Source organism: Angustibacter aerolatus (genome assembly GCF_054776675.1).
Genome location: NZ_BAAHBM010000104.1, coordinates 1 through 10,094, shown reverse-complemented (window position 1 = coordinate 10,094; position 10,094 = coordinate 1). Strand labels below are relative to the sequence as shown.

General features: G+C 76.2%; 12 protein-coding genes. 6 read left to right on the top strand and 6 right to left on the bottom strand.

The features are described 5' to 3' along the window. The 5 genes from ACYVI6_RS16620 to ACYVI6_RS16600 form a co-directional block, all read right to left on the bottom strand. Positions 1-1,602 (bottom strand): UvrD-helicase domain-containing protein (locus tag ACYVI6_RS16620; protein WP_460447431.1); only part of this gene is annotated, 1,602 nt, incomplete at its 3' end. Positions 1,603-1,680: 78 nt separating this feature from the next. Continuing rightward, positions 1,681-2,001, bottom strand: a complete 321-nt coding sequence (locus tag ACYVI6_RS16615; RefSeq protein ID WP_460447430.1) for an MGMT family protein — start codon at positions 1,999-2,001, stop codon at positions 1,681-1,683. 24 nt (positions 2,002-2,025) lie between these two features. Further along, complete coding sequence (gene moeB, locus ACYVI6_RS16610) at positions 2,026-3,186, bottom strand: molybdopterin-synthase adenylyltransferase MoeB (protein ID WP_460447429.1); 1,161 nt, start codon at positions 3,184-3,186, stop codon at positions 2,026-2,028. A 39-nt stretch (positions 3,187-3,225) separates the two neighbouring features. Then, a complete protein-coding gene (locus ACYVI6_RS16605) occupies positions 3,226-4,020 on the bottom strand; it encodes a DUF3152 domain-containing protein (RefSeq protein ID WP_460447428.1) in 795 nt (264 codons plus the stop codon). A gap of 43 nt (positions 4,021-4,063) precedes the next feature. After that, the gene (locus ACYVI6_RS16600; RefSeq protein ID WP_284290122.1) at positions 4,064-4,468 is read right to left on the bottom strand and encodes a hypothetical protein; all 405 of its coding nucleotides are present in this window, start codon (positions 4,466-4,468) and stop codon (positions 4,064-4,066) included. 135 nt (positions 4,469-4,603) lie between these two features. Between ACYVI6_RS16600 and ACYVI6_RS16595 the strand changes: the two genes are divergently transcribed. The 3 genes from ACYVI6_RS16595 (at position 4,604) to ACYVI6_RS16585 (ending at position 5,981) form a co-directional block, all read left to right on the top strand. Beyond that, on the top strand, positions 4,604-5,236 hold the full coding sequence (locus ACYVI6_RS16595; RefSeq protein ID WP_460447427.1) for a TetR/AcrR family transcriptional regulator: 633 nt from the start codon (positions 4,604-4,606) through the stop codon (positions 5,234-5,236). 131 nt (positions 5,237-5,367) lie between these two features. After that, positions 5,368-5,592, top strand: a complete 225-nt coding sequence (locus tag ACYVI6_RS16590; RefSeq protein ID WP_460447426.1) for a DUF3107 domain-containing protein — start codon at positions 5,368-5,370, stop codon at positions 5,590-5,592. Between the two features lie 119 nt (positions 5,593-5,711). Next, positions 5,712-5,981 (top strand): GlsB/YeaQ/YmgE family stress response membrane protein, encoded by a 270-nt coding sequence (locus ACYVI6_RS16585; RefSeq protein ID WP_284290119.1) that lies wholly within the window; start codon positions 5,712-5,714, stop codon positions 5,979-5,981. A gap of 99 nt (positions 5,982-6,080) precedes the next feature. Here ACYVI6_RS16585 and ACYVI6_RS16580 read toward each other — a convergent pair whose 3' ends face one another. Continuing rightward, on the bottom strand, positions 6,081-6,776 hold the full coding sequence (locus ACYVI6_RS16580) for a ferritin-like fold-containing protein (protein WP_460447425.1): 696 nt from the start codon (positions 6,774-6,776) through the stop codon (positions 6,081-6,083). 175 nt (positions 6,777-6,951) lie between these two features. Here ACYVI6_RS16580 and ACYVI6_RS16575 point away from each other — a divergent pair, with 175 nt between their 5' ends. The 3 genes from ACYVI6_RS16575 to ACYVI6_RS16565 form a co-directional block, all read left to right on the top strand. Beyond that, a complete protein-coding gene (locus ACYVI6_RS16575; protein WP_460447424.1) occupies positions 6,952-8,664 on the top strand; it encodes a DEAD/DEAH box helicase in 1,713 nt (570 codons plus the stop codon). An 82-nt stretch (positions 8,665-8,746) separates the two neighbouring features. Then, positions 8,747-9,136, top strand: coding sequence for an ATP-binding protein (locus tag ACYVI6_RS16570; RefSeq protein WP_460447423.1), 390 nt, complete (start codon positions 8,747-8,749; stop codon positions 9,134-9,136). A 113-nt stretch (positions 9,137-9,249) separates the two neighbouring features. After that, positions 9,250-10,094: oxygenase MpaB family protein (locus tag ACYVI6_RS16565; protein ID WP_460447422.1), on the top strand; the 845-nt coding region annotated here is incomplete at its 3' end.

Sequence of the window (10,094 nt, the reverse complement as noted above, 5' to 3'; positions counted from 1 at the left end):
GACGCCGGCCGCCAGCACCCGGGCCACGCGCCGAGCCGGTGCCCCCGTGCCGGGCTCGACCGTGCCCAGCCGCGCGGCATCGAGCACGGCCGCCTCGAGCAGCTCGTCGCTCGGCCGGCCGCCGCCACCTGCCAGCTCGTCGGCGCGCAGCGCCCGCCGCAGCCGGCGCAGGCCCATCGCGTCGGTGCCGCCGAGCGGCGACAGCAGCAGCTGCTCGGCACGACCGGGCGGCAGCGGCTCGTCGCGGCCCGAGGCGAGGTCGAGCGCGATCTCGAAGGCGTCGAGCAGCGGCACGACGGCCGGCTGGTCGCGCACCGGCAGCTCGGTGAGCGGCACGTCGACCGGCACCCCCGCCTGGTCGAGACCCCGCCGCAGGGCCGCCGAGCGAGCCCGGCCGCGGACGAGCACGGCCATGTCGGACCAGGGCACCCCCTCCAGCACGTGCTTGCGGCGCAGCAGCTCGACCCCGACGACGGTCTCGACGGCGACGGAGCGCACCACGTGGACGACGCGCTCGCCCGCCGGTGCACCCGCGGGCGGCGCCGCGGCCCGCTGCCGGCCCCCGCCGACGGCCCCGACCCGGGCCGCGACCCGCCCGGTGACGGCGCGCAGCACCCGGCCCTGCCGCCACGAGGAGCCCAGCACGACCGTGGACGCCGGACCGGACGGCGGGTCGGCGAGCAGCAGGCCGGGGTCGGCGCCGCGGAAGCCGAGCGTCGTGGCGTCGGGGTCGCCGACGACGAGCAGGTCGGGCCGCGGCCCCACCACCGCGTGGACCAGCTGGGCGACGGCGGGCGTGGCCTCGTGCGCGTCGTCGACCGCGACGAAGCGGATCTCGTCGCGCACCCCGGCGAGCAGGTCGTCGTTGGCCTCGAGCGCGGCCACCGCGTCGACGGCGACGGCGGCCGGGTCGCGCCCGCCCGGGGCGGCCAGGGAGGTCACCTCGAGGTACTCGCGCAGCACCCGGGCCGCCGCGACCCACTCGGGCCGGCCGGTGTCGCGCCCGGCGACCGCCAGGTCGACCGGGTCGACGCCGCGCTCGACGGCCCGCATCAGCAGGTCGCGCAGCTGCCCGCGGAAGCCGCGGGTGCCGAGCGCGGCCGCGAGCTGCAGCGGCCAGCCCGGCTCGGACCCGACACCGGCCGCGTGCCCGGCGAGCAGCTCGCGCAGCACGACGTCCTGCTCGGGCCCGGTGATGAGCCGCGGTGGCGGGTCGCCGGCGAGGGCCGCCGCGCGCCGCAGCACGCCGAACCCGAAGGACTGCGGGGTGCGGGCCAGCGGCTCGGTGACCGTGCGACCCAGCCGGGCCGTCACCCGCTCGCGCAGCCGCGTCGCCGCCAGGCGCGAGGGCGCGAGCACGAGCACCTGGCCCGGCGACAGCCCGTCGCGCTGCACCCGGTCGACGACCGCCTCGACGAGCGCCGTGGTGCCACCGGCACCCGGCGCCGCGAGCACCCGCAACGGGCTGCCGCGGTGCGCCACGACCGCGCGCTGCGCGGGGTCGAGCTGCTGAGGCGGCTCGCCCACCAGCCGCTCGCGCCGCACGCGCAGCACCGGCCCGGGGGCGGCGTGCGCGCGGCGTGCGGTGGGTGTCTCGGTCACGACGCAGATCCCATCACGAGCCACCGACAGCCGGGCGACGAGCGGCGACAACGGTTGCCGCGCAAGCGCTCTCGGCCGTCACCGGCCGTCCCAGCGGGCCCTCGACAGGTCGACGCGCGTGCCGCGCAACGGCGTCCCCTCGCGCCGGTAGTGCTCCATCGCCCGCTCGCGCAGGTCGGGCACCACCGAGCCGTCGGCGCGCAGCACCCGCCACCACGACGTCGCCGCACCGTGCCGCGCCATCACCGAGCCGACGCCCCGCGGGCTGCTCGTGCCCAGGTACTCGGCCACGTCGCCGTAGCTCAGCACCTGGCCGGGCGGGATGCGGTCGACGACGTCGAGCACCGCGGCGGCGAAGTCGCTCAGCTCGCCGACACCGGTCTCCTGCTGCGCGCCCACCGGCACATCCCACCAGACCCGGGGTCAGTCGCGCCGCAGCGCGGCCCAGGCCAGCACGCCGCCGGTCAGGTGCCGGGCGTCCGGGTGCCCGGCGTCGAGCAGCACCCGCAGCGCGCGGGCCGACCTCGCGCCCGAGCGGCAGTGCAGCACGACCGGCCGGTCGAAGGGGACGTCGGCGAGCGCCGTGCCGTCGTCGAACCGGCCCACCGGCACGTTGACCGACCCGGGCACGACGAGCCCGACGCGCTCGTCGGGTTCGCGGACGTCGACCACCACCGGCACCGGGCCGGCACCAGCGAGCTCGGCGGCCAGCCCGGCGGCGTCCACGACGGGCAGCCCGTCGGACGGCGGGGCGGCACGGTCGGACCACACCTCGTGCAGCCCGGTCGCGCGGGTGATCGTCGGTGCCTCGCCGCAGACCGCGCAGCCGGGGTCGCGGCGCAGCGGCAGCTCGTCCCAGGTGGCTGCCAGGGCGTCGTGCACCAGGAGGCGGCCGGTCAGGGTGCGGCCGGCGCCGGTCACCAGCTTCACGACCTCGGCCGCCTGCGCCGCGCCGATCGACGCGCAGACCACGCCCAGCACGCCCGCCTCCGAGCACGACGGCACCGCACCCGGTGGCGGCGGCTCGGGGAAGACGCACCGGTAGCACGGCCCGTGCCCGGCCCAGAAGACGCTCACCTGCCCGTCGAAGCGCAGCACCGAGCCCCACACCAGCGGCAGGCCGAGCACGGCGCAGGCGTCGTTCACCAGGTAGCGGCTCGGGAAGGTGTCGGTGCCGTCGACCACGACGTCCCAGCCCTCGAGCAGGCGCAGGGCGTTGCCGGCACCCACCCGCTCCTGCAGCCGCACCACCTCGACCAGTGGGTTCACCGCGCGCAGCGCGTCGGCCGCCGAGTCGACCTTCGGCCGGCCGACGTCGGCGTCGCCGTGCACGACCTGGCGCTGCAGGTTCGACAGCTCGACGACGTCCGGGTCGACCAGGCCGATCGTGCCCACGCCGGCGGCGGCGAGGTACAGCAGCACGGGCGACCCGAGCCCGCCCGCACCGACCACCAGCACGCGCGCCGCCGACAGCCGCCGCTGCCCGGCGTCACCCACCTCGGGCACCAGCAGGTGGCGGTCGTACCGCAGCGCCTGCTCGGCCGACAGCGGCGGACCCGGCTCGACGATCGGCTGCTGACTCACTGCCGCAGCGTACGTCGGTGCACCGCACCGGCGACGGCGCTACGACGTCGGGTGGGGCCAGGCGTTCGGCCGGCAGGGCGCCACCTGCTTGGTCTGCTGCTGCATCACCGGGGCCAGCTCGCCGCGCTCGCCGCAGAACTCGTGGTGGTGGCCCAGCGCGTGACCCACCTCGTGGTTCACGACGTACTGCCGGTACTGCGCGACCGAGTCGAACTCGGGGGTGGCGAGGGCCCACCGGTACGACGTGAGCACGGCCCGGCCGCCGATGCTGCACGAGAGCCGGCCGCGCGTCACGAGCGGGCGGCACAGCCGGGCCGAGGTGTCGGGGCTGGCCAGCACCACCGTGATGTCGGCGCGGCCGTCGGTGCGGGCGAACGTCATCCGGCCGCCGTGGCCCCAGGAGCGCGGGTCGTTGAGCGTGGCCATGACGGCGTCGGCGAACGCCACCGGGTCGACGTCGACACCCCCCTCGACCTGCACGCGCACCCGGTGCACCGTGCCGCGACCGGGCGCCGGCACCGACCCGGGCACCGTGCGCAGCACCCCCGTGCCGCGCTCGGTGACCGTGACCTCGGCCGTCTTCACGGGAGCCTCCGACGCGCTGGCGCGCGGCGTGGACGACGGCGTCCTCGTCGGCGTGGACCGCGTCGCGGTGGGCGTCGCAGGGCGGGTCGCGGACGCCGATCCGGGGGCGGCGGCGCCCTCCGCCCGGTCGGCGGGGTCGGCCGGCCCGAACGCGACCGCGCGAACACCGAGCCCGACGGCGACGGCGGCCAGCACCGCGAACACGGCGGCGAGCAGCCGGCGGCGGCGCAGGGCGTCGGACGAGGTCATCGGCGCGAGTGTGGCAGGCGGCACCGACGCCCGGCGGCAGCGCTCAGCCGACGGGCGCGTCGCCGGGCGCGGCGGCCCGGTCGAAGGCGTCGAACGTCGCGCGCACCAGCGCGTCGTACGCCCCCTCGCGGGTGTCTCGGTCGACGACCGAGGAACCCGTGAGCCGGTCGACGCCGCTCTCGGACAGCAGGGTCAGCACCACGACGGCCACCGTCGAGCCACCGACGCCCAGCAGGTCGACCGCGACGGCGTCGAGACGGGGGCAGGTGCCCACGGCGTCCTCGACGGCGCGAGCGGTCGCGGTGACGACGGCCCAGGACGCCTCGGACCCCTCGGCCACCCCCGTCGACGTGCCGGACGCGGTGCGAAGCCGCACCGCCGCCATCGACCCCGCCGGGCAGGGTGCGACCAGCACCTGCTCGACCTCGACCCGCCCCTGCTCCTGCACCTCTCGATGGTGCCAGTCGCAGCCCGCCGCACCACCATCGCGCCACGCCCCAGCGGCCGGACGGGTGACGACCCGTAGGATCGCACGCGACGTCCGCCGTGCCCGGCGGCGCGCGGCGAGCGCAGGAGGCCTCTGGTGACGACGACGTCGTCGGCCCGCCGGCGCGGGGCGCGGCTGCCGCGCGACGCCCGTCGCGCGCAGCTGCTCGTCGCGGCGCAGGAGGTGTTCGTGCGCGCCGGCTACCACGCCGCCGCGATGGACGAGATCGCCGAGACGGCCGGGGTCTCCAAACCCGTGCTGTACCAGCACTTCCCCAGCAAGCTCGAGCTCTACCTGGCGCTGCTCGACACGCACACCGGCGACCTGGTCGACGCCGTCCGGCAGGCGCTCGCCTCGACCACCGACAACAAGGAGCGGGTGGCCGGCACGATGGCCGCCTACTTCGAGTTCGTCGACCGCGAGGGCGAGCCGTTCCGGCTGGTCTTCGAGTCCGACCTCACGAACGAACCCGAGGTGCGCGAACGGGTCGACCGGCTCACCGAGCACTGCGCGGACGCCGTGGCCGAGGTCATCGCCGACGACACCGACCTGCCACCCGCGCAGGCCAAGCTGCTCGCCGTCGCCCTGACCGGCATGGCGCAGGTGACCGCGCGGTACTGGATGTCGCAGGGCGAGTCGGTGCCGCGCGACGCCGCGAGCCGGCTGATCGGCCAGCTCTCGTGGCGGGGGCTCGGCGGCTTCCCGAAGAAGGGCGAGGGCGAGCGGTGACGCCGACGGCGAACACGGCGCACCAGGCGGAACAGCGACCGCGCGGCGCCCGTTAGCCTGCTCCGAGACACCCCAACGCGGCGGGCACGGGCCGGGCCGCGGCACGACGAACCCAGCCGGGAGGCACCGCAGTGGAGGTCAGGATCGGCGTCCAGAACGCCGCACGCGAGATCATGCTGGAGTCCGCACAGAGCGCCGACGAGGTCGCAGCCCTCGTCGACGCGGCCATCTCGGCCGGCGGCACCCTGCGACTGGCCGACAGCACCGGGCGCACCGTCCTCGTGCCGGCATCGGTGCTGGGCTACGTCGAGCTCGGCGCCGAGACCGAGCGCCGGGTCGGCTTCGGCATCGGCTGAGCACGCGCTGAGCACGGGCACCGGCGAGACCGGTGCCCGTTGCGGATGCGAGCACCGTCGGGTGCTGTCAGAGTCCTCCCGCCGGGACACCCCGGTCGCAGACGGAAGGATTCACCACCATGGGCACCATCGGCGCCATCATCGGCACCATCATCTTCGGGGCCATCATCGGCGTGCTCGCTCGGCTCGTGATGCCGGGCAAGCAGAACATCAGCGCCATCGCCACGGTCGTGCTGGGCATCCTGGGCGCGCTGGTCGGGTACTGGGTGTGGGGCAAGAACGACGGCGGTGGCATCGACTGGCTGCGCTGGGTCACCAGCATCCTGGCGGCCATCGTGTTCGTCGTGATCTACGGCGCGATCACGGGGCGACGCACCGCGCGACGCTGACCGACCTGCAGCACCTGCAGCACCTGCACCGCGAGCGAGCCGCGGACGCCCTGGGCGTCCGCGGCTCGTCCTGCGTCCGGGGACCTGCGCCGCAGGGGCTCAGGCCGACATGCCCAGCCGGCCCATCCGGCGGGTGTGCTCCTCGGTGAGCCGGGCGAACATGCGGCCGATCTCGGCCAGGTCGGCGCCGCGACGGGTGGCGCTGCCGATGAGCAGCGACGAGAGCGCGTCGCGCTCGGCCGCCACCCGCTGCGCCTGCGACAGCGCCTCGCCCACGAGCCGCCGTCCCCACAGCGCCAGACGCCCCGCGACGCTGGGGTCGCGCTCGACGGCGGCGCGCACCGCCTGCACCGCGAAGTCCGCCTGGCCCATGTCCTGCAGGACCTCGTGCACCAGCTCGCGCGTGCGCTCGTCGAGGTACTCCGCCACCTCGCGGTAGAAGTCGCCCGCGATGCCGTCGCCCACGTAGGCCTTGACCAGCCCCTCCAGCCAGGTCGACGGGCGGGTGCGGTCGTGGAACTCGTCGATCGGCGTCACGAACGGCTGCATGGCGGCGCGGACGTCGGCGCCCATCTCGCGCAGGCGGTCCTCGAGCAGCTCGTAGTGGCGGAACTCCCCCGCCGACTGGCGCCCCAGCGAGGCCTTGTCGGCGAGGGTCGGCGCCAGCTCGGCGTCCGCGGCGAGCCGGCTGAACGCGGTCAGCTCGCCGTAGGCCATCGCGCCCAGCAGGTCGACGACGGCCGCGCGGTGCTCCGGGTCGGCGAAGGGGTCGTCGTCCACCGGGGGCTGCGTCATGCGCCAGAGCCTAGGACGTACCGGTACCATGGACGTGATCCCGGATGCCCGGTCGGACAGAACGCACGGAGCACGGCGGCCCCTGGCCGCCACGACGCCACCGATCGGCTCCCCATCGCGGAGCGGCCCGTCACACGACGTGCGGCCCCCGCCCGACCGAAGGCCCTTCCGACCCATGACCACACAGCCCCAGGACGACGCCGTGGACGCCGCGGACGTCATCGCCACCACGATCACCGACGAGGCCGTCCCCGTCGTCCCCGAGCGCACGTTCGCCGACTACGCAGTGCGCCCCGAGATGGTCGAGGCGCTCGCGCGCGTCGGCATCCTGCACCCCTTCCCCATCCAGGCCATGACGCTGCCGGTCGCGCTGGACGGGCACGACATCATCGGCCAGGCCAAGACCGGCACCGGCAAGACCCTCGGGTTCGGCCTGCCGCTGCTGCAGCGCACCACCGGCCCCGGCGAGCCCGGGTTCGACGAGCTGGCCTCCCCCGGCAAGCCGCAGGCGCTGGTCGTCGTCCCCACCCGCGAGCTCGCCGTGCAGGTGGCCGGCGACCTCACGACCGCCTCGACGCTGCGCAGCACCCGCGTGCTCACCGTCTACGGCGGCCGGGCCTACGAGCCGCAGGTCGAGGCGCTGCAGCGCGGCGTCGAGGTCGTCGTCGGCACCCCCGGACGCCTGCTCGACCTGGCCCAGCAGGGTCACCTCGACCTCGGTCACGTGCGCTGCCTGGTGCTCGACGAGGCCGACGAGATGCTCGACCTGGGCTTCCTGCCGGACGTCGAGCGGCTGCTCGCGCTCACGCCGTCCGGCCGCCAGATGATGCTGTTCTCGGCCACCATGCCCGGCGCGGTCGTCTCGCTGGCCCGCCGCTTCATGGCGCAGCCCACGCACATCCGCGCCATCGACCCGACCGACGACGGCGCCACGCTGAAGGCGATCACCCAGGTCGTCTACCGGGCGCACGCCCTCGACAAGGTCGAGATGCTGGCCCGCATGCTGCAGGCCGAGGGCCGCGGCCTGGTGATGATCTTCGCGCGCACCAAGCGCACCGTCGCGAAGGTCGCCGAGAGCCTGACGGAGCGCGGCTTCGCGGCCGCCGCCATCCACGGCGACCTCGGCCAGGGCGCCCGCGAGCAGGCGCTGCGAGCCTTCCGCGGCGGCAAGGTCGACGTGCTCGTCGCCACCGACGTCGCCGCGCGCGGCATCGACGTCGAGGGCATCACGCACGTCGTGAACTACCAGTGCCCCGAGGACGAGAAGACCTATCTGCACCGCATCGGGCGCACCGGCCGGGCCGGCCGCACCGGCGTCGCGGTCACCTTCGTCGACTGGGACGACATGCCGAAGTGGGGCATGATCGACCGCACCCTCGACCTGGGGATCCCGGAGCCCGTCGAGACCTACTCCAGCTCGCCGCACTTCCTCGAGGAGCTGCGCATCCCGGCCGGCACGAAGGGCACGCTCCCCCGCGCCAACCGCACCCGCGCCGGCCTCGACGCCGAGCAGGTCGAGGACCTCGGCGAGACCGGCAAGCAGCACCGGGGGGACCGCGGCGACCGCGGCGACCGCGGTGCCCCGCGCGGCGGTCGCGGTGGCCGCGACGGCTCGCGCGAGCACCGTCCGGCCGACGGCGCGGGCGAGGGTCAGCGTCGTCCCGAGGGCGACCGCCCGGCGCGCAGCCGTCGGCGCACCCGGGGCGGCGAGGGCGTCTCCAGCGCCGGCGCCGACCAGGTCGCGCCGACCGAGGCGGCCGACCGCCCGGCCGACGTCGAGAGCCAGGGCGTCGACGGGGAGGGCGCGCCGCGCCGCCGCCGCCGTCGTGGCGGCCGCGGTCGCGGTCAGGGTGCGTCGTCGGCCGTGGAGTCGACCCCAGCCGAGTGACCCTCCGCGAGGGCGGACGAACCGGGCGATCTCACCACGTCTCGCCCGCCCTCTGGGGCCCGCGCAGGGTCACACTGGACCTGTGCACCTGATCCAGACCGTCGGCAGCCAGCCGCGTGAGGTGTCGCGGGTGCGGCACCTCGTGGCCGACGCGCTGCACGTCTGGGGCGTGACGAGCGACGACACCGACGTCGTGGTGCTGCTGACCAGCGAGCTCGTGACGAACGCGATCCGGTACGGCAGCCCGCCCGTCGTCGTCCACGTCGACCTCGACGCCCCGGCGCTGGTCGTCGCGGTCGACGACGGCGACGTCGACCGCGCGGTCGCCGCCCGGGTGCAGCCCGTGGACGACGTCCCATGGGACGCCGGCGGCGGTCGAGGGCTGCAGCTGGTGGAGTCGTTGTCGGACCGCTGGGGTGTGCTCGCCCGGCGCCAGGGCAAGCGGGTGTGGTTCGAGCTGCACCTCGCGTGACGGCCGACCGGGGCGCTCCCCGAGGTGCGCCCCGGCACGTCGCCTGCGACGGTGGTCCGGTGGCACAGGGTCGAGAAGCGGCCGGCCACCGCTCGGGGGTGGGCGGTGCCGGTGTGCGTGCACCCACCGCCGGGCTGCTGAACCCGCACTCGGTCACCTGGCGCCTGCACGCCGATCCCCTGCTGGGCCTGACGGTGCTGCGCGCGCACCTGCTGTTCGCCCTGCACCCGGTCGCGGCCGCCGCGGGCGCCGAACCGCCCTTCGGCGGCGACGTGTGGGCGCGGGTGTCGCGCACCACCGAGTACCTGACCACCACGACCTTCGACGACGCGGCGGCGGCCCTCGCTGCGGTGGCGCGCGAGCGCGCGGTGCTCGCCGGCAGCGTCGCGGTCGACCCGCGCACGGGGGCGCAGCACGCGCTCGACGAGCCGGGCATGCTCGTCTGGTGGCACCTGTGCCTCACCGAGTCGGTGCTGTCGGTCATCAGCCGCTCGGGCGCCGGGCTGGACGCCGCGGACGCCGACCGCTACCTGCTGGAGCAGGTCGTCGCGGGCGCGCTGCTGGGCGTCGACCCGACCCACCTGCCCGACGACCTCGAGACGCTCCGCGACGGCTTCCGGCAGGCGCGGCCGCAGCTCATGGCCACGCCGGACGCCCTCGACGACGTCGCCACCGCCGTGGCCGGTGCGACCCCGCACGCCGCGGTGACCCGGCGTCCGGCCTGGGTGCAGATGGCCGGGCTGGCCTACGCCACGCTGCCCGGCTGGGCCCGCCGGGCGTACGCCGGGGCGCGCGCGCCGGGCGGGGTCGCGGCGCTCGAGGGCGCGGCCGTGACCGTCGCGCTGCACGCGCTTCGGACCGGGCTGCGCGGCGAGCAGCTGGACGCCGTCACAAGTCGGAGGCCAAGCGGTCTTAGGAAGACAAAGTCTCGTGTCAACTCCTTGGCTCACAGAACGAC

Bases quoted from the DNA above. Each gene is read 5' to 3' on its own strand.
- ACYVI6_RS16585 (WP_284290119.1), top strand. From the start codon at position 5,712: ATGGGCACCATCGGCGCCATCATCGGCACCATCATCTTCGGGGCCATC.
- ACYVI6_RS16575 (WP_460447424.1), top strand. From the start codon at position 6,952: ATGACCACACAGCCCCAGGACGACGCCGTGGACGCCGCGGACGTCATC.
- ACYVI6_RS16580 (WP_460447425.1), bottom strand. From the start codon at position 6,776: ATGACGCAGCCCCCGGTGGACGACGACCCCTTCGCCGACCCGGAGCAC.
- ACYVI6_RS16605 (WP_460447428.1), bottom strand. From the start codon at position 4,020: ATGACCTCGTCCGACGCCCTGCGCCGCCGCCGGCTGCTCGCCGCCGTG.